Raw genomic sequence first — 18040 nt, 5'->3', positions numbered from 1 at the left:
CCGTGCCCCGCCTGTCTGAAGTCATCGCCGCGCTCGACGCCCTCTGGCCACCCGAGCGGGCCGAGTCGTGGGACGCCGTCGGCACCGTCTGCGGCGACCCCGACGCCCAGGTCACCCGCGTGCTCTTCGCCGTCGACCCCGTCCAGGAGATCGCCGACGAGGCGATCGCCCTCGGCGCCGACCTGATCGTCACCCACCACCCGCTCTACCTGCGCGGTACGACGACGGTGGCGGCCGGCCACTTCAAGGGCCGGGTCGTGCACGGCCTCATCAAGCACGACATCGCCCTCCACGTCGCCCACACCAACGCCGACACCGCCGACCCCGGTGTCTCCGACGCCCTCGCGGGCGCCCTCGACCTGCGGATCACCGGCCCCCTCGTACCCGAGAACAACCTCGGCCGGATCTGCGAACTCGACCACCCCGAGACCCTCGCCGAGTTCGCCGCGCGTGCCGCGAAGCGGCTGCCCGCCACCGCACAGGGCATCCGGGTGGCCGGCGACCCCGGCATGACCGTGCGCCGCGTCGCCGTCAGCGGCGGCTCCGGCGACAGCCTCTTCGACGCCGTACGGGCCGCCGGCGTCGACGCCTTCCTCACCGCCGACCTGCGCCACCACCCCGTCTCCGAGGCCACCCAGCAGTCACCGCTCGGCCTCGTCGACGCCGCCCACTGGGCCACCGAATGGCCCTGGTGCCAGCAGGCCGCCACCCAGCTCGACGAGATCTCCGACCGCCACGGCTGGGACCTCCGCGTGCACGTCTCGAAGACGGTCACCGACCCCTGGTCCTCCCACCACACCTCCCCTGGAGCCCCCAACTGAACGCCGCGCCCGCCGACCAGATCCGCCTCCTCGACGTCCAGGGCCTGGACGTCCGCCTCCAGCAGCTCGAGCACAAGCGCCGGTCGCTGCCCGAGCACGCCGAGATCGAGTCGCTGACCAAGGACCTCACCCAGCTGCGCGACCTGCTCGTCGCCGCGCAGACCGAGGAGAGCGACTGCGGCCGTGAGCAGACCAAGGCCGAGCAGGACGTCGACCAGGTCCGCCAGCGGGCCACGCGCGACCAGCAGCGCCTCGACTCCGGCGCCGTGTCCTCCCCGAAGGACCTGGAGAGCCTCCAGCGCGAGATCGTCTCCCTCGCCAAGCGCCAGGGCGACCTGGAGGAGATCGTCCTCGAGGTCATGGAGCGCCGCGAGTCCGTCCAGGAGCGTCTGGCCGAGCTGACCGAGCGGGTCTCCGCCGTCGAGGCCAAGACCGTGGACGCCACCGCCCGGCGCGACGCCGCCGAGAGCGAGCTGGACGCCGAGGTCGCCTCCGTGACGAAGGAGCGCGAGCTCGTCGCGGGCTCCGTCCCGGCCGACCTCCTCAAGCTGTACGAGAAGCTGCGCGAGCAGCAGGGCGGCGTCGGCGCGGCCCGGCTGTACCAGCGCAAGTGCGAGGGCTGCCACATCGAGCTCAACATCACCGAGGTCAACGAGATCCGCGCCGCCGCGCGTGACGCGGTCGTCCGTTGCGAGAACTGCCGCCGCATTCTCATCCGCACCTCGGAGTCCGGCCTGTAATGTCCGCCCTTCCGTCTTCGCGAGAGCTGATCGTCGAGGCCGACGGGGGCTCCCGGGGCAACCCGGGTCCCGCCGGCTACGGGGCGGTCGTCCTGGACCCCGCCACGGGCGAGACGCTCGCGGAGGCGGCCGAGTACATCGGCGTGGCGACGAACAACGTCGCCGAGTACAAGGGCCTCGTGGCGGGCCTCAAGGCGGCCAGGGAGCTGTTCCCGGACGCCACCGTCCACGTCCGCATGGACTCCAAGCTGGTCGTCGAGCAGATGTCCGGCCGCTGGAAGATCAAGCACCCCGACATGAAGCCGCTCGCCGCCGAGGCCGGTCGGGTCTTCCCGGCGGGCCGGGTCCGCTACGAGTGGATCCCGCGCGAGCGCAACAAGCACGCGGACCGGCTCGCGAACGAGGCGATGGACGCGGGCAAGCGGGGCCGCCGGTGGGAGCCGTCCGCCTCGACGGCCGCCCTGGACACCTCCGCCGCCCGCAACGCCGCCACCCCGCCCCCGTCGGGCCCACCGGGCGACGCGACGGCGGGCGCGGCCCGAGCGAGGGCGGCGCTGGCGACGGCTGCGGTGAGCGGCACCGCGCCGACCGGCGGCACCCTGTCGGCCTCGGTCGGGACCACCCCGTCGGTCGGGACTTCCGCCTCGGCCGGGACCACCGCGTCGGTGGGGACCGAGGCCTCGGCCGGGACAACCCCGTCGGCCGGGACTTCCGCCTCGTCCGGGACCACCGCGTCGGCCGGTACCGCCCCGGCTGCCTCGGTCGGGATCACCACCACACCGCCCGCGAACGTCGGGACCACCGCCACCCCGCCCGTCTCGCCCCGGGCCGGCGCCCCCCGGCAGGGCTGGTCCGCCGGGCCCGACATGGGGGCGCCTGCCACGTTCGTGCTGCTGCGGCACGGTGAGACCGCGCTCACGCCCGAGAAGCGGTTCTCGGGGAGCGGCGGCACCGACCCCGAGCTCTCGGCGGCCGGGCTGCGGCAGGCCCAGGCCGTCGCGGAGGCGCTCGCCGCGCGCGGCACCATCCAGGAGATCGTCAGCTCGCCGCTCACCCGGTGCCGGCAGACCGCCGCCGCCGTCGCCGCCCGCCTCGGGCTCGACGTCCGGATCGAACAGGGCCTGCGCGAGACCGACTTCGGCGCCTGGGAGGGGCTGACCTTCGGCGAGGTCCGGGAGCGCCACCCGGAGGACCTCGACGCCTGGCTCGCCTCCCCGAAGGCCGCGCCCACCGGCGGCGGCGAGAGCTTCGCGGCCGTGGCCCGCCGGGTCGCCGCGGCCCGGGACCGGCTGACCGCCGCCCACGCGGGCCGGACCGTGCTCCTCGTCACCCACGTCACCCCGATCAAGACCCTGGTCCGGCTCGCGCTCGGCGCCCCGCCGGAGTCGCTGTTCCGGATGGAGCTGTCGGCCGCGTCGATCTCCGCCGTGGCCTACTACGCGGACGGCAACGCCTCCGTACGGCTCCTCAACGACACCTCGCACCTGAGGACCTGAGCGCCCGAAGGACCTGAGCGCCCGCAGGCGCGGCGGCAAAAGGGTGGCGCGGGGCCCCGACCCCGTACCACCATCCCGTCATGACCTGGCACTTCACCGAGGACTCCGCCGCGTTCCGTACCGCCGCGGCGGAGCACCTCGCCGCCGATCCCGCGCGTAACACCGCCGTACTGACGCTCATGGACCGGGCGGACCGGCTCGGCTGGTGGGCCGAGCCCGACGGCCGGGTCACAGGGGTGCTTGCCGAGTCGCCGCCCCGCGTGCCCGCCTTCGGGGCGATGCCCGTCGAAGCGGCCCGCGCCCTCGTCTTCCCGGCGGGTACGGAACCGACGGAGCTGCGCGGTGAGACGGCCGCCGTCGAGGCGTACGCGGAGGCCTCGGGCCGCCCCTGGAGGCCCACCGTCCGGATGCGGCTCTTCCGGCTCGGGAGGCTGATCCCGCCGGACCCCGCCCCCGCCGGCCGGGCCCGTGTCGCGGACGCGGCGGACGTACCGCTCGCCGCAGCCTGGGCGCGCGACTTCGCCCGGGACATCGGGGAGGACCCCGAGCAGGACTTCACGGGCCCGGTCGGCGAGCGGATCTCCGAGGGCCGCCTGCTGCTCTGGGAGAGCCCCGACGACCGACCGGTCTCGATGGCCGCGGTCTCCCGCACGATCGAGGGCCAGGCCCGCGTCCACCTCGTCTACACCCCGCCCGCCGACCGGGGCAGGGGCCACGCGGCGGGAGTGACCGCCGCCGTCGGCCGGGCCGCCCTGGACTCCGGCGCCGGCCAGGTCCTGCTCTTCACGGACCTGGGCAACCCCACGAGCAACGCCCTCTACCGGCGCCTCGGCTACCGCCCGGTGACGGACCATCTCGGGGTCGCGTTCGCCCCCGTGACCGTATGATGCACGCCGACGTCGTACGGGGGCGGGGGTAGGGCTGTGGAGACGGTGCTGTCGGCGAGGGGCACGCGCGCGAGGTTCGACGGCGAGCGTCTGCGGATCGTGCGGGACGGCGCGACCTGGACGGTGCCGGTCCGGGCGATCGCCTCGGTGGAGGAGACGGGCGGCGGCGCGGTACGCGTCGTCCTCGCGGGCGACCCCACCGGCGCCCGGCACGGTCTCGGCGGCTCCGTCGCCCTGACCGGACCCAACGCGCGCGCGGCGGCGGCCTCGGCGAGTCGGCCCGGCGCGCGGTCCGGACCGGCTCCCTGCTCGGCGCCTACGCGCTGGCCCTGGCGGTGGTCGGCGCGGTGGGCCCCCGGAGCGCCGTGACGGCCGTCGTGTCCCTGATCGTCGGTGGCGTCCTCGGCCTCTTCGGCGGGGTGATCCTCTGGCGGGTGGGCCGCCGTTTCCACGCCCTCCTGGTCCTGCGCCGCCGGGGCATCGGCGTCGTCGCCCGGATCGACGGTCACGTCCAGATCTGGTCGAAGGGCCTCTCGCTGTGGGAGTTCCCGTACTTCTCGTACACGACCGTCGACGGCGAGAAGCACACGCGTGTGCCCTCGCGGGTCTCCCTCTGGGCCTGGGGCGAGGTGCGCAGGACGGCCGAGGTCCTGTACGACCCCGAGCACCCGCGCCGCGCGGCGCCGCCCCCGACCGGCGGTTTCCTGGTCCGCAGCGCGGCCCTCGGACTGGCGGGCCTGGTCCCGACGTCCCTCTTCGTCCTCGCCCTGCTCGCCAACACGAGCCTCCTGGGCTTCTAGGGCTTCCAGGGCGTCTCGTGGCGGGCCGCGACGTCCGGCTTGACCCTCACGTGGCGTGAGGCCGGAGGGTGGGCCCATGAGCGACTACTACGACGCGTTCGAGATCAGCCCCGTACCCACTCCCGGCCCGGACGCCACCGCGCCGGAGCCGTTCCACGGCATCTACGGCATGCCCGCGTTCGTGACGATCCCCACCGGTGACCTGGCGGCGTCGGTGGACTTCTGGGTGCGAGGACTCGGCTTCTTCGAGCTGTTCACCATCCCCGGCACACTCGTGCACCTGCGCCGCTGGGCGTTCCAGGACGTCCTCCTCGTCCGGGCGGAGAGCGTCGCGGAGCAGCCCCCGGCGATGAGCGTCAGCTTCGCGTGCGTGCTCGACCAGGTCGACTCCCTCGTCGAGGCCTGCCGTACGCTGCGCCCGCACGCGGTCGACGGTCCACGGGACACTCCCTGGAACACCCGCGACGTGACGGTGATCACTCCCGAGAACGCGCGGGTCGTGTTCACCGCGGCGAAACCCCTCGATCCGGCCGGCCAGGAGGCGCGGAACCTTGAAGCCATCGGGATCACCCCGCCGGGCGCCGGACGCGGCGACCGTGAGAACCCCGTCCGACGCCCCTGACGGCGACGGCCTGACCGTCGGCCAGGCGGCGAGGCATCTGGACGTGACGGTGCGCGCGCTGCACCACTGGGACGACATCGGCCTGGCGCGGCCCTCGCTGCGGACGGCCGCCGGGTACCGGCTCTACACCGCCGGTGACCTGGAACGTCTCCACCGCGTCGTCGTCTACCGGGAGCTCGGTCTCGGCCTGGACCGGATCCGGGCCGTCCTGGACGACCCGACCGCGGACGTGGCCGGCGCGCTGCGGGCCCAGCGCGCCCAGGTCGACGAACGGATCGAGCGCCTCCAACGGCTCGGCACCGGCCTCGACCGGATGATCGACGCCCACGAGCGCGGTCTGCTGCTGACCGTCGAGCAGCAGGCCGCGATCCTCGGCCCCGGGTGGAACCCGGAGTGGCCCGCCGAAGCCCGACGGCGCTACGGGCACACGGCGCAGTGGCAGCAGTACGCCGAACGCTCGGCCGCGCGCGGTCCTGAGGAGTGGCAGGCCGTCGCCGACGCCATGGCCGACCTGGACCGCGCCCTCGGGGACGCGATGGACGCCGGCGTCGCACCCGGCAGCCCGGAGGCGAACGGACTCGTCGAGCGCCACCGCGACCTCTTCGCCGCGTACTTCCCCCTCACCCGGCAGATGCAGGTCTGTCTCGGCCGCATGTTCGAGGACGATCCGGCGTACGCCGCCCACTACGACGGGATCCGCGTCGGCCTCGCCGCGTGGTTCCGTCGCCTCGTCGACGCCGACGCGCGCGCTCACGGCATCGACCCCGACACCGCGACCTGGCAGTGACCGCCTGCCGGAGGCGCGCGCCCTACGCCGGGGCCGGCCCGGACCGCAGAGCCGCCGCCCCCCGGGCGAGGGACTCGACCCGCACCCAGTCGCGGGCCGCGAGGGCGGCGGGCGGCACCATCCACGTACCGCCGACGCAGCCGACGTTCGGCAGGGACAGGTAGGCGGGAGCGGAGGCGAGGGAGACGCCGCCGGTCGGGCAGAAACGGGCCCGGGGGAGCGGTCCCGCGAGGGATCTCAGGTAGGGGACGCCACCCGCCGCCGCGGCCGGGAAGAACTTCATGGCGTCCACCCCCTGTTCCAGCAGGGCCACGACCTCCGAGGCCGTCGACACCCCCGGCAGGAACGGCACGCCCGACTCCCGCATCGCGCCGAGCAGCCGCCCGGTCCACCCCGGGCTGACGAGGAACCGGGCACCGGCGCCGACCGCGTCCGCGACCCCGGCCGCCGAGACGACCGTCCCCGCGCCGACGACCGCGTCCGGCACCTCGGCCGCGATCGCGCGGACGGCGTCGAGCGCGGCCGGGGTACGCAGGGTGACTTCGATCAGCGGCAGCCCGCCGGCCACGAGGGCGCGGGCCAGGGGCACGGCGTCGGCGGCGTCCTCGATCACGACGACCGGGACGACGGGGGTCCTCGGGGCAAGATCGAACACGCTCGTCATGGCCTCATCCTGCCCAGGGTGAGCATGACCCGCAACGATCGTTGCGGAGAGTGCAACGACTCCTAGTGGATCTCGTCCACCAGGACGTCGAGCGCCCCCGCCTTCCCGCTCTCCTCCACGACGTACCCCAGGTCCCGCAGCGCCACCACCAGTTCCGCAGGCGACCGCGGCGCCGCGCCCGCCTCCAGCAGGCTCCGCACGATCCGCCCCTTCGTCGCCTTGCTGAAGTGGCTGACCACCTTCCGGGTCGGCGCGTGCAGTACCCGCACGGTCGCCGTCCGCGCCGCCACCTCCCCCTTCGGCTTCCACGCCGACGCGTACGCCGACGAGCGCAGGTCCAGGACCAGACCGGTCCCGGCCGCCTCCGGGAGCACGGACGCCATCGCGCCGCGCCAGTGCGCGCCCAGCGCGCCGATCCCCGGCAGCCTGACCCCCATCGAGCAGCGGTACGACGGGATCCGGTCCGTCACCCGCACCGCGCCCCACAGCCCGGAGAACACGAGCAGCGACCGCCCGGCCCGCCGCGTGGCCGCCGCGTCCAGGGTCGCCAGACCCAGCGCGTCGTACAGGACGCCCGTGTAGATCTCGCCCGCCGGACGCGCGCCCGCCGTCCGCAGCTCCACGTTCTTCGCGACCTCACCCCGCAGGCCCTCGCTCAGACCGAGGACCTCGCACGCCTTCTCCTCGTCGGCCGCGCACAGCTCGACCAGCTCGTCCAGGACCGCCGCCCGTGCCTCGGCGAGCCCCGGCAGGGACAGCGACTCCGGCTTGAGCGGCGCCCCGCGCCCCGAGGAGGCCTTGCCCTCGGAGGGCGGCAACAGCACGAGCACGGTGGTTCTCCTTCGTCCGTACGGGATCGGGGGTGCGGCCCCGGCCGTCAAGACTACAAAGCGCCGGTCCCCTTCCCCGCAGTACGGCCGTTCAGGGTGCCGCGCACGGAACCCCGCCCTACGCTCGGTCCATGCCCCGCCGCCACCTTCACGTGACCGGCGCAGCCGAGGCTCCGCTGCGGGCCGCCCTGCGCGCACTCCGTACCGAGCTCGCGATCCCCGAGGACTTCCCGCCCGCCGTCCTCGCCGAGGCCGAGGCCGCCGCCAAGGCCCCCCGGCTTCCCGCGCTCGACGCCACCGACCTGCCCCTCTTCACCGTCGACCCGCCCACCTCCACCGACCTCGACCAGGCCATGCACCTGACCCGCCGGGCCGACGGCGGCTACCGCGTCCACTACGCCATCGCCGACGTCGCCGCCTTCGTCGCCCCCGGCTCCGCGCTCGACGCCGAGGCCCACCGGCGCGTCCTCACCCTCTACTTCCCCGACGGCAGGATTCCCCTCCACCCCGCCGTCCTGTCCGAGGGCGCCGCCAGCCTCCTCCCCGGCGAACCCCGCCCCGCCCTGCTGTGGCGGATCGACCTCGACGCCGAAGGGCGCCGGGTCGCCACCGACGTCCGCCGCGCCCTCGTCCGCAGTCGCGCCAAACTGGACTACGCGGGCGTGCAGCGGCAGATCGACGGCGGTACGGCCGAGGAACCGCTGGCCCTCCTCCGCGAGATCGGCCGGCTCCGCGAGGCCCTCGAAGCCGAACGCGGCGGCATCTCCCTCAACGTCCCCGAGCAGGAGATCGTCGAGCAGGACCCGCGCGACCACCGCGCCCCGAACGACCCGCACATCCCACCCCACTCCCACACCCCACCCGCCCCTCACATCCCACCGGGTCCCCACGACCCACCGCACCCTCACGACCACCGCGGCTACTCCCTCGCCTACCGGGCCCCGCTCCCCGCCGACGGCTGGAACGCCCAGATCTCCCTGCTCACCGGCATGGCCGCCGCCGACCTCATGACCGCCGCGGGCACCGGCATCCTGCGCACCCTCCCCACCGCCCCCGACGGCGCCGTCGCCCGCCTGCGCCGCTCCGCGCAGGCCCTGGGCGTCGACTGGCCGCACCACGTCTCGTACGCGGAGGTGGTCCGCGCCGCCGACCCCGCGAACCCGCGCCACGCCGCCTTCCTCCAGGAGTGCACGACCCTGCTGCGCGGTGCCGGGTACACCGTCTTCACCGACGGGCACGTCCCCACCCCCGCCGTGCACGCCGCCGTCGCCGACGAGTACACCCACTGCACCGCGCCGCTGCGGCGGCTCGTCGACCGCTACGCGGGCGAACTGTGCGTGGCGGCGGTCGCGGGCGACGAACCGCCCGAGTGGGTACGGGCCGCCCTGCCCGCCCTCCCCGACGAGATGGCCGCGGGATCGCGCCGCGCCAACGCCGTCGAGCGCGAGAGCGTCGACGTGGTCGAGGCGGCCCTGCTGAGGGACCGGGTCGGGGAGGTCTTCGACGCGTACGTGATCGACGTGAAGGAGCGCGAGCCGTCCGTCGGCACCGTCCACCTGGACGACCCCGCGGTCGTCGCCCGGATCGAGGGGGGCGGGACGCGGCTGCCGCTGGGGGAGTGGCTGCGGGTCAGACTGACGGAGGCGGACCCGGGGTCGTCGAAGGTGCTGTTCGCTCCCGCGTGAGCCCCCGGAGGTGCGCGAGCAGGGCGCGCGGATCGTCGGCGTGCACCCGCAGGACCCGTACGGGCCGGGGCGCGCCGAGCAGCCGGGGTGCGTCGACGGGCTCGACCAGCTCGATCGTCACGGAGGTCTGGGAACCGACGGCGAGGTTCAGCTCGCCCTCGGCCTTCTCGTGCGTGAACAGCAGCTCCTGGCGTACGGCCGCGATCCGGTCGACGGGGACGCGGACGTCGACGTGCGCGGCCTGGCGCAGCCGCAGGACGTTCCCGGTCAGGGTGTGCGGCCGGGTCACGGCGGCGGCGTGCATCCCGAGGACGAACAGCACGGTGTACACGTCCAGGACGAGGACGACCGCGTGGACCAGCGGCCAGTCGGCGAGCAGGTACGACATGCCGACCGTCTCGACCAGGCACACGAACGCGAAGCCGTACATCAGCGCCGCCTGGTCACGCGCGTGCGGGAAGACCGCGTCCGCGCCGTCCACCCCCTGCGGCCGCCGCGCCGCCCACCGCACCAGGCTGGTCATGATCCGCAGCTCGTGCCCGATGATCCGCAGAACGGGCCGGGGCACCAGCTCGGCCACGGCGTCCCGCCGCGAGAGCCCGCGCCGCCGCAGCCGCAGACAGGCGAGACCCTCGGCGAGCAGGAGCATGACGACGAGGAGCTCGGCGACGGCCCACACGGCCCCCGGTATCCGCACCCCGCCGACGAGCAGGACCGCGAGGACGACTTCGGCGGGGAGCGCCACACAGGCGGTGAGACGCAGAAGGCGCACGGGCAGGAAGGGGAGGGCATCGGACCGGCCGGCGTCCGAGCGGCGGGCGCCGTCGGGGCCGGTCGTCATCGGCTCTGCTCCCGTCGGTCCCTGACGAGGCGGAGCGCCCGGCGGACGGCCGCCGACTGGGCCGGGGAGAGGTCCGCGAAGAAGGTGTCGGCGAGGGAGCCGTCGGGGAAGCCGTCCGACCCGGCGCCCGGGATGTCCACCCCCAGCTCGTCCGGCAGGCAGTCGGCGAGCACCCGGGCGGCCTCCGCGACCCGCGGGTCGTCCGGTTCCGCCCCGGCGAGCGCGTCGAGCAGCGGGTACACCACGCGCGCGTGCTCCGCCGTGTCCCGCATCAGGCCCATCAGCCGGACCCGCTCCTCCTCGGGCACGACGACGTCGAGCAGTGCCAGGAGCTCCCGGTCCTTCGCGGCCATGGGGGACTCGGGCAGCTCGCCCAGACCCGCGAGGAGCGCGGCGAGCTCCGGCGACACGGGCCCGTCGGCGGGCAACCGCCCGGCCCTTGCCTCGTGGAGGAGCGGGGCGAGACGCTCCCGGCGCGCCCGGATCACCGCCTCCTGGCGTGCCAGGTCCTCCGCCAGCTCCTCCAGCACCTCGACGAGCCCCCGCCCCTCGTCGTCCGCGAGCACGTCCCGCACCTCGTCGAGCCCGAGGCCCAGCTCGGTGAGCCGTCGGATCCGGGCGAGCAGTACGGCGTCCCGGACGCCGTACTCCCGGTACCCGTTGGCCCGCCGCACGGGCTCGGGCAGCAGGCCCGACTGGTGGTAGTGCCGCACGGCCCGAGGGGTGACCCCGACGAGGGCGGCGATCTCGCCGATACGCATGCGCCCAGTAGAAACCCTGACGCTGCGACAAGGTCAAGCGGTCTCCGCGCGCCGGGTAGCATGGTCGGCACGGCAGACGAGCCGGGCGGGCGGCCGCGTGGGGATCCCCGGATCTCCCCGAGGAACGTCCGGGCTCCACAGAGCAGGGTGGTGGCTAACGGCCACCCGGGGTGACCCGCGGGACAGTGCCACAGAAAACAGACCGCCGGGGACCTCGGTCCTCGGTAAGGGTGAAACGGTGGTGTAAGAGACCACCAGCGCCTGAGGTGACTCAGGCGGCTAGGTAAACCCCACCCGGAGCAAGGTCAAGAGGGGACACTCCGGTGTCCCTGCGCGGATGTTCGAGGGCTGCTCGCCCGAGTCCGCGGGTAGACCGCAGGAGGCCGGCGGCAACGCCGGTCCTAGATGGATGGCCGTCGCCCCGACGACCGCGAGGTCCCGGGGCACAGAACCCGGCGTACAGCCCGACTCGTCTGTCGGCCCACGTGAGGGAAGGGCCCCTGATCAGGTTCGCGCCTGGTCGGGGGCCTTTCGTCTGCCCTCGACGGGGAAGCATCCGTAGCGGGTGGGGTCGTGCCGTCGGCGCTCTTCGGACGCGGTCCCGGGCCCGGCCGGTGCGGCCGCTTCGGTGCTGGCGGGCACCTGGCTTCCGGTCGTCATGGGGCCGCTGTCAGTGCGGGGTGTCACGGTGGACGCATGGAGGCGTGACCCCGCTACGAACGGAGCAGTTCCATGAGCCGCCACTTCCAGGTCACCTTCGACGCCCACGACCCCCGGGCCCTGTCGGCGTTCTGGCGCGACGCGCTGGGTTACGTCCACCCCGGGCCGCCCGGGGTGGACCTGCCCGAGGGCGCCGATCCGCTGGCCGCCTGGGACGACTTCCTCGCGCGGATCGGCGTGCCGGAGGACCAGCGCAACACGCGGTCCGCCATCGAGGACCCGGACGGGAACGGTCCGCGGGTGTTCTTCCAGCAGGTGCCCGAGGACAAGGTCGCCAAGAACCGCGTCCACCTCGACGTCCGCGCCGCCCCCGGCCTGGAGGGGGAGGAGCGGATGGCGGCCCTGGAGGCCGAGTGCGACCGGCTTATGGGACTGGGGGCGAAGCGGCTGCGCCGCTTCGAGCCCGAGCCCCCGATGAGCACCGGATTCCTCGTGATGGCCGACCCCGAGGGCAACGAGTTCTGTCTGGACTGACGCGGTCGGCGTGAGTCAGTCGAGGACCTCGATCGTCCACTGCGGGTCGCGGTCGTCCGTACGGACGAAGACGCGCTTGGGGAGCGAGGACCGGTCCTCGAACAGGTCACGGCCGAGGGCCAGGCCGTTCTGGTCGATCGCGTACGTGCCGCTCCGCAGATCGGCCGCCGAGGTGATCGTCGTCGCGCCGTCGCCGTCCACGCGCTGGAGGCGCCAGACGGAGGCGGGGGAGTCGTCGGAACGGACCGCCACGGGGGCGCGTTCGGTGCCCTCCGACACGACGGTCTCCTCCGTGCCCTTCGCGGTGAGACGGAACCCTTCGCCCTCCGGGGTGAGCAGCCACTCCGGCGCGCGGGCCCGGTCGGGCTCGGCGAGGAAGCCGACCAGCGTTCCGTCCTCGACCCCGACCGGGGCCCCCTTCACGTACAGCTTGACGACCTTGCCGTCGTTCGGCATGGCTCCTCCTGGGTTGGGTGCGGGAGTCACCCGACCATGCCCCGGGCGGCCGTCTTCAGGGCCGGTGAACACGCAGGTCATAGGCTGTGTGGAGCTGAGAAGTCGTCAGGGAGGTGACAGTTCCGCGCGCCCGGCCGAGGGTGCGCGCCCGCCCGGTGTACGGGTGGGGCATGACGATTCCCGTGCATCAGCTCACCGATCCCGCCGTGCGTGCCTTCGTCACGGCCCTCAACGCCAACGACGAGGAGGCCTTCCGGGAGGCGCTCACGCCCGGCGCGACCATGTCCGACGACGGGTCCGAGCGCGACCTGGCCGCGTGGACGGAGAAGGAGGTCTTCTCCTCGCGCGGGCACATGGAGATCGAGTCCGAGAAGGGTGACGGGCGTGATCTCGTCGCCCGCTTCCGCAACGACACCTGGGGCGAGATGCGGACCCGCTGGCGCTTCACCGTCGAGGGCGGGAGGATCGCCCGTTTCGAGACCGGGCAGGCCTGACCGGCTGAGGGACTGGCGGCTGAGGAGCTGACCGGCTGAGGGGCTGACCCCGGGCGGGTCAGCCCCTCCCGATGTACGGCATCCCCGTCGCCATCACCGTCGCGAACTGCACGTTCGCCTCCAGCGGCAGGGACGCCATGTGCACCACCGTCGCCGCCACGTCCGCCGCGTCCATCACCGGTTCCGCCGCCAGTTCGCCGTTGGCCTGGAGGATGCCGGTCTGCATGCGGGCCGTCATCTCGGTCGCCGCGTTGCCGATGTCGAGCTGGCCGCAGGCGATCCGGTACGGGCGCCCGTCGAGCGACAGGGACTTCGTCAGGCCCGTCATCGCGTGCTTCGTCGCCGTGTACGCGATCGAGTGCGGGCGCGGTACGTGGGCGGAGACCGAGCCGTTGTTGATGATCCGGCCGCCCTGCGGGTCCTGGTCCTTCATGGTCCGGAAGGCGGCCTGGGCGCAGAGGAACGACCCCGTCAGGTTGACGTCGACGACCGCCCGCCAGGTGGCCGGGTCCAGGTCCTCGACGGGGACGCCGCCGCCCGCGAACGTACCGGCGTTGTTGAAGAGCAGGTCGACCCGGCCGTAGCGGTCCCGTACGGCGGCGAAGAGGGCCGTGACCTGCTCGGCGGAGGTGACGTCCGTCGGGACGCACAGCACCTCGGCGGAAGGCGCGGCCGCCGCCGTCTCCTCCAGGGCCTCCGCCCGGCGCCCCGCGAGGGCCACCGACCAGCCGGCCGCCGCGAGGGCCAGCGCCACGCTCCGGCCGATGCCCGACCCCGCTCCCGTCACCACTGCGATGCTCATGGGCGCGCAGCGTACGCGAGACGTGTGCCCCATGAACTCATCGTTCCGACACGTGGATGTTCTGTACCCGACAACGTGAGGTCGTCGGGCCCCCCTCGAATGACGGACGGACAGCATCCGTTCCGGGGAGGGGCACATGAACCACCTACACCAGCACGCGGACGAACTACGCGCCGCCGCACGGCACTTCGGGCGCCGCGGGTTCCTCACCGTCACCGGAGCCGCCGCCGCGCTCGCCTTCGCCACCCAGCTGCCCGCGGCCGGCGCCGCGGCCGCCGCGGAGCTCGACGGCCGACGACTCACCGAGGACCCGTTCACCCTGGGGGTGGCCTCCGGCGACCCCCTGCCCGGGTCCGTACTGCTCTGGACGCGGCTCGCCCCCCACCCCTTCGAGCCGGGCGGCGGGCTGCCGGCCGCCCGGGTCTCCGTGCAGTGGGAACTCGCCCGTGACGAGCGCTTCACCCGGACCGTGCGGCGCGGCCGGACCACCGCGCACCCGGAGTTCGGCCACACCGTCCACGTCGAGGTCGACCACCTCGACGCCGACCGCGAGTTCTTCTACCGCTTCCGCGCCGGCGGCTGGACCAGCCCCGTCGGACGCACCCGCACCGCGCCCGCGCCCTGGGCCCGCACCTCCGCGCTGAAACTCGCCGCCGTCTCCTGCCAGGCCTACCACGACGGGTACTTCACGGCTTACCGCCACCTCGCGGAGGAGGACGTCGACCTCGTCCTCCACCTCGGCGACTACCTGTACGAGTACGCCGTGAACGCCACCGGCGGCGCCCGCGCCTACACCGACCGCACCCTCCCGGCCGTCTTCAACCGCGAGACGGTCACCCTGGAGGACTACCGGCTGCGCTACGGCCTCTACAAGTCGGACCCCGACCTGCGGGCCGCGCACGCCGCCCACCCGTTCGTCGTCACCTGGGACGACCACGAGACCGAGAACAACTACGCGGGCGGCACCCCGGAGAACGACGTCCCGCCCGAGGAGTTCCTGCTCCGCCGCGCCGCCGCCTACCGTGCCTACTGGGAGCACCAGCCCCTGCGCGCGCCCCAGCGGCCCGTGGGCCCCGACATGCGGCTCTACCGCCGGCTGCGCTTCGGGAGCCTCGCCCAGTTCGACATCCTCGACACCCGCCAGTACCGCTCCGACCAGGCGTACGGGGACGGCTGGCAGGTCCCGGGGCCCGAGTCCGAGAACCCGTCGCGGACGATGACGGGCGCGGCCCAGGAGCGGTGGCTGCTCGACGGCTGGGGGGCCTCCCGCGCCCGCTGGAACGTCCTGCCGCAGCAGGTCGTGTTCGCCGAGCGCCGGGACCGGCCCACCGCCGACTTCAAGCTCTCGATGGACTCCTGGGACGGCTATCCGGCCTCCCGGCGGCGGCTCCTCGCGGGCGCGGAGGCCGCCGGCGTCGAGAACCTGATGGTGCTCACCGGCGACGTCCACGTCGGCTACGGCCTCGACCTCAAGGCCGACTTCCGCGACCCGGCCTCCCGGACGGTCGGCACCGAGATCGTCGCCACCTCGATCACCAGCGGCAAGGACGGTGCCGACCGGCCCGCCAACTACGACCGGCTCATGCAGGCCAACCCGCACCTGCGGTTCTTCAACGGCCGGCGCGGTTACGTGACGGTGGCCCTCGGGACCGAGGCCGCCCGGGCCGACTTCCGTACGGTGCCGTACGTGACGACCCCGGGCGCCCCCGTCACCACGGCCGCCTCCTTCGTGACGGAGGCGGGCGACCCGGGTCTCACACCGGCGTGACCAGTGCCTCCTGCGGATAGCGGACGCCGATGCGGTCCCGTACCGCGTCGAGCGTCCGCATCACGGCGAGCGAGCCGTCGAGGGGGACGAGCGCGGACTCGGTCGCGCCCGCCCGCAGGCAGCGCATGACCTCGGCCGCCTCGTGGCGCAGGGAGTGCGGGTCGTCCGTGTTCACGAACTCCTCCGGCTCACGGCCGTCCCGGTGCAGGGTGAACCGCTCGGGGAAGAAGAAGCCGCGCGGCAGGTCGATCCGGCCGAGCGTGCCCGTCACGGACGCGGTCAGCGGGGTGTCCGCGACGAGCGAGCAGGACAGCAGCGCCGAAGCCCCCGTGTCCGACCAGCCGAGGAGCATGCCGGTGTTCAGGTCGACGCCCTCCGGCGAGAGCAGCGCGTGCGCCTGGACGCTGTCCGGTTCGCCCAGGAGCAGCTGCGCGAACGACACGGGGTACACGCCCAGGTCGAGCAGCGCCCCGCCGCCCACCGCGGGGTCCCGCAGCCGGTGGTCCGCCGTGAACGGGCCCACGAGCCCGAAGTCCGCCTGTACGGTCCTGATCTCACCGATCACCCCGCCGCGGACCAGCTCCACGAGCCGCCGGACGAGCGGGTTGCAGTACATCCACATGGCCTCCATGAAGAAGAGACCACGGTCCCGGGCGAGCGTGACCAACTCCTGTGCCTCGCGCGCGTTGAGCGTGAGGGCCTTCTCGCACAGGACCGCCTTGCCCGCCTCCAGGGCGCGGCCGGCCGCCTCCCGGTGGGCGTGGTGCGGAGTCGCCACGTACACCACGTCGACGTCGTCGTCGGCGAAGAGCCCGGCCCAGTCCCCGTACGCCCTCGGGATCCCGAACCGGTCGGCGAAGGCCTTCGCCGACGCCTCCGTCCGGGAGGCCACGGCGACGACCTCCGCGCCGTCGAGCGTCAGCAGGTCCGTCGTGAACCGCTCCGCTATGCCGCCCGTCGCCAGGATTCCCCAGCGCACCTTCTCGCTCATGTTCCCCACCCATCCCTGAGAGGCCTCGACCATGCCGGTCGAGCTGAGAGCATAGGCAAGGTTTCAACGAAATGGAGCGGTCGATGCCAGAGAGCGGCCAGAAGGCAACACAAGGGCACATAATCCAAACCATCCCGGTCGAGGCGGCCCGACGGGCCGGGCTGCTCGTCACCCTCGTCCTGGGCGGGCTCACCGCTCTTCCCCCGCTCTCCATGGACATGTACCTGCCGGCGCTGCCGGAGGTCACCGGCGCCCTGAACGCCCCCGCCGCCACCATCCAGCTCACCCTGACCGCCTGCCTCGCCGGCATGGCCTTCGGCCAGCTCGTCGTCGGCCCCATGAGCGACAAGTGGGGGCGCCGTCGCCCGCTGCTCGCCGGCATGGTCGTGTACGTCCTCGCCACCGCCGTCTGCGCGCTCGCGCCCACCGTCGAACTCCTCATCGGCTTCCGGCTGCTCCAGGGCCTCGCGGGCGCCGCCGGCATCGTCATCGCCCGCGCCGTCGTCCGCGACCTCTACGACGGCGTGGAGATGGCCCGCTTCTTCTCCACCCTCATGCTGATCTCCGGCGCCGCCCCGATCATCGCGCCCCTCATCGGCGGCCAGATCATGCGGATCACCGACTGGCGGGGCGTCTTCCACGTCCTCACCGTGATCGGCGTCCTCCTCACCGTCGTCGTCTGGCGCTTCCTCGGTGAGACGCTGCCCGCCGAACGGCGGCACGAGGGTGGCGTCGGCCAGGCCCTGCGGACCATGAAGGGCCTCCTCGCCGACCGGGTCTTCGCCGGCTACATGCTGACCGGAGGCCTCGCCTTCGCGGCCCTCTTCGCGTACATCTCGGCCTCCCCGTTCGTCGTCCAGGAGATCTACGGCGCCTCCCCGCAGACCTTCAGCCTGCTCTTCGGGCTCAACTCGATCGGGCTCGTCGCCGTCGGCCAGATCAACGGCAAGCTGCTCGTCGGCCGCGTCAGCCTCGACAAGGCACTCGGCTGGGGCCTCGGGACCATCCTCCTCGCCGCGCTCGCGCTGCTCCTCATGACCAGCGGCGTCTTCGGCGAGGTCGGGCTCGTGCCCGTCGCCGCCGGACTGTTCGTCCTCATGTCCGCGATGGGCCTCGCCATGCCGAACACCAACGCCCAGGCCCTGATGCGCACCCCGCACGCCGCCGGATCGGCCTCCGCGCTCCTCGGCACCACGTCGTTCCTCATCGGCGCCGTCGCCTCCCCGCTGGTCGGCATCGCGGGTGAACACACCGCCGTCCCCATGGCGGTCGTCCAGCTCACCTGCGCCGTCCTCGCCGTCGCCTGCTTCCTGGGCCTCTGCCGCCCGTGGCAGGCGGCCCCGGGAGCGGCGGCAGTCCAGGCCCCGGCGGCAGCGGGGACCCACGACCCGGCCGCCTAGA

20 protein-coding genes and 1 other RNA gene are annotated in these 18040 nt (G+C 74.0%); 14 read left to right on the top strand and 7 right to left on the bottom strand.

All coding sequences use genetic code 11. The features are described 5' to 3' along the window. Positions 1 to 2: 2 nt before the first annotated feature. The 8 genes from ACFWV2_RS09690 to ACFWV2_RS09655 all read left to right on the top strand — a co-directional run bounded on the left by ACFWV2_RS09690 (position 3) and on the right by ACFWV2_RS09655 (position 6153). Positions 3 to 821: a Nif3-like dinuclear metal center hexameric protein gene (locus ACFWV2_RS09690; protein ID WP_384404313.1), complete on the top strand. Its 819-nt coding sequence runs from the start codon at positions 3 to 5 to the stop codon at positions 819 to 821. After that, entirely contained in the window at positions 818 to 1561 is a 744-nt protein-coding gene (locus ACFWV2_RS09685) for a zinc ribbon domain-containing protein (RefSeq protein WP_384404651.1), read from the top strand. Before ACFWV2_RS09690 ends, ACFWV2_RS09685 begins: the two co-directional genes overlap by 4 nt. Beyond that, entirely contained in the window at positions 1561 to 3057 is a 1497-nt protein-coding gene (locus ACFWV2_RS09680) for a bifunctional RNase H/acid phosphatase (protein WP_384404311.1), read from the top strand. The genes ACFWV2_RS09685 and ACFWV2_RS09680 overlap by 1 nt, the downstream gene beginning before the upstream one ends. Positions 3058 to 3137: 80 nt before the next feature. Then, positions 3138 to 3944: a GNAT family N-acetyltransferase gene (locus ACFWV2_RS09675; protein WP_384404309.1), complete on the top strand. Its 807-nt coding sequence runs from the start codon at positions 3138 to 3140 to the stop codon at positions 3942 to 3944. 36 nt (positions 3945 to 3980) lie between these two features. Further along, complete coding sequence (locus ACFWV2_RS09670; protein ID WP_384404307.1) at positions 3981 to 4313, top strand: hypothetical protein; 333 nt, start codon at positions 3981 to 3983, stop codon at positions 4311 to 4313. Beyond that, positions 4310 to 4744, top strand: a complete 435-nt coding sequence (locus tag ACFWV2_RS09665; protein ID WP_384404305.1) for a DUF3592 domain-containing protein — start codon at positions 4310 to 4312, stop codon at positions 4742 to 4744. Before ACFWV2_RS09670 ends, ACFWV2_RS09665 begins: the two co-directional genes overlap by 4 nt. A 76-nt stretch (positions 4745 to 4820) precedes the next feature. Continuing rightward, complete coding sequence (locus ACFWV2_RS09660) at positions 4821 to 5366, top strand: VOC family protein (RefSeq protein ID WP_384404303.1); 546 nt, start codon at positions 4821 to 4823, stop codon at positions 5364 to 5366. Then, positions 5341 to 6153: a MerR family transcriptional regulator gene (locus tag ACFWV2_RS09655; protein WP_384404301.1), complete on the top strand. Its 813-nt coding sequence runs from the start codon at positions 5341 to 5343 to the stop codon at positions 6151 to 6153. The genes ACFWV2_RS09660 and ACFWV2_RS09655 overlap by 26 nt, the downstream gene beginning before the upstream one ends. A 22-nt stretch (positions 6154 to 6175) precedes the next feature. On the opposite strand, the gene eda is transcribed toward ACFWV2_RS09655, so the two are convergent. Together eda and yaaA are read right to left on the bottom strand one after the other, a co-directional pair. Next, entirely contained in the window at positions 6176 to 6817 is a 642-nt protein-coding gene (gene eda / locus ACFWV2_RS09650) for a bifunctional 4-hydroxy-2-oxoglutarate aldolase/2-dehydro-3-deoxy-phosphogluconate aldolase (RefSeq protein ID WP_384404299.1), read from the bottom strand. A 62-nt stretch (positions 6818 to 6879) separates the two neighbouring features. Next, positions 6880 to 7647, bottom strand: coding sequence for a peroxide stress protein YaaA (gene yaaA / locus ACFWV2_RS09645; protein ID WP_384404297.1), 768 nt, complete (start codon positions 7645 to 7647; stop codon positions 6880 to 6882). A gap of 131 nt (positions 7648 to 7778) precedes the next feature. On the opposite strand from yaaA, the gene ACFWV2_RS09640 reads away from it, so the two are divergent. Continuing rightward, complete coding sequence (locus ACFWV2_RS09640; RefSeq protein ID WP_384404295.1) at positions 7779 to 9332, top strand: RNB domain-containing ribonuclease; 1554 nt, start codon at positions 7779 to 7781, stop codon at positions 9330 to 9332. On the opposite strand, the gene ACFWV2_RS09635 is transcribed toward ACFWV2_RS09640, so the two are convergent. Both ACFWV2_RS09635 and ACFWV2_RS09630 read right to left on the bottom strand, forming a co-directional pair. Continuing rightward, entirely contained in the window at positions 9277 to 10173 is an 897-nt protein-coding gene (locus tag ACFWV2_RS09635; protein WP_384404293.1) for a hypothetical protein, read from the bottom strand. The two genes, ACFWV2_RS09640 and ACFWV2_RS09635, sit on opposite strands and share 56 nt — an antisense overlap. Continuing rightward, positions 10170 to 10934 carry a MerR family transcriptional regulator gene (locus ACFWV2_RS09630; protein ID WP_384404291.1) on the bottom strand — a complete coding sequence of 255 codons (765 nt, stop codon included), beginning with the start codon at positions 10932 to 10934 and terminating at the stop codon, positions 10170 to 10172. The genes ACFWV2_RS09635 and ACFWV2_RS09630 overlap by 4 nt, the downstream gene beginning before the upstream one ends. Positions 10935 to 11011: 77 nt before the next feature. Between ACFWV2_RS09630 and rnpB the strand changes: the two genes are divergently transcribed. Beyond that, positions 11012 to 11410, top strand: an RNA gene (gene rnpB, locus ACFWV2_RS09625) — RNase P RNA component class A. Between the two features lie 256 nt (positions 11411 to 11666). After that, entirely contained in the window at positions 11667 to 12128 is a 462-nt protein-coding gene (locus ACFWV2_RS09620) for a VOC family protein (protein WP_384404289.1), read from the top strand. Positions 12129 to 12143: 15 nt separating this feature from the next. Here ACFWV2_RS09620 and ACFWV2_RS09615 read toward each other — a convergent pair whose 3' ends face one another. Beyond that, entirely contained in the window at positions 12144 to 12584 is a 441-nt protein-coding gene (locus ACFWV2_RS09615; protein WP_384404287.1) for a hypothetical protein, read from the bottom strand. A 170-nt stretch (positions 12585 to 12754) separates the two neighbouring features. Between ACFWV2_RS09615 and ACFWV2_RS09610 the strand changes: the two genes are divergently transcribed. Further along, the gene (locus ACFWV2_RS09610) at positions 12755 to 13078 is read left to right on the top strand and encodes a nuclear transport factor 2 family protein (RefSeq protein ID WP_384404285.1); all 324 of its coding nucleotides are present in this window, start codon (positions 12755 to 12757) and stop codon (positions 13076 to 13078) included. A 58-nt stretch (positions 13079 to 13136) separates the two neighbouring features. Here the strand turns inward: ACFWV2_RS09610 and ACFWV2_RS09605 are convergent, their stop codons facing one another. Further along, positions 13137 to 13913, bottom strand: coding sequence for an SDR family oxidoreductase (locus ACFWV2_RS09605; RefSeq protein ID WP_384404282.1), 777 nt, complete (start codon positions 13911 to 13913; stop codon positions 13137 to 13139). 103 nt (positions 13914 to 14016) lie between these two features. Here ACFWV2_RS09605 and ACFWV2_RS09600 point away from each other — a divergent pair, with 103 nt between their 5' ends. After that, positions 14017 to 15648, top strand: a complete 1632-nt coding sequence (locus ACFWV2_RS09600; RefSeq protein ID WP_384404278.1) for an alkaline phosphatase D family protein — start codon at positions 14017 to 14019, stop codon at positions 15646 to 15648. On the opposite strand, the gene ACFWV2_RS09595 is transcribed toward ACFWV2_RS09600, so the two are convergent. Beyond that, positions 15635 to 16639: a Gfo/Idh/MocA family protein gene (locus ACFWV2_RS09595; protein ID WP_384404275.1), complete on the bottom strand. Its 1005-nt coding sequence runs from the start codon at positions 16637 to 16639 to the stop codon at positions 15635 to 15637. The genes ACFWV2_RS09600 and ACFWV2_RS09595 overlap by 14 nt on opposite strands. A gap of 83 nt (positions 16640 to 16722) precedes the next feature. On the opposite strand from ACFWV2_RS09595, the gene ACFWV2_RS09590 reads away from it, so the two are divergent. Next, complete coding sequence (locus tag ACFWV2_RS09590) at positions 16723 to 18039, top strand: Bcr/CflA family multidrug efflux MFS transporter (protein WP_384404272.1); 1317 nt, start codon at positions 16723 to 16725, stop codon at positions 18037 to 18039. Position 18040 lies beyond the last annotated feature (1 nt).

Source organism: Streptomyces sp. NPDC058671, from assembly GCF_042716475.1.
Taxonomy (GTDB): domain Bacteria; phylum Actinomycetota; class Actinomycetes; order Streptomycetales; family Streptomycetaceae; genus Streptomyces.
Note: the sequence above shows the minus strand (reverse complement) of the source record. Positions and strands in the feature narration are given on the sequence as shown.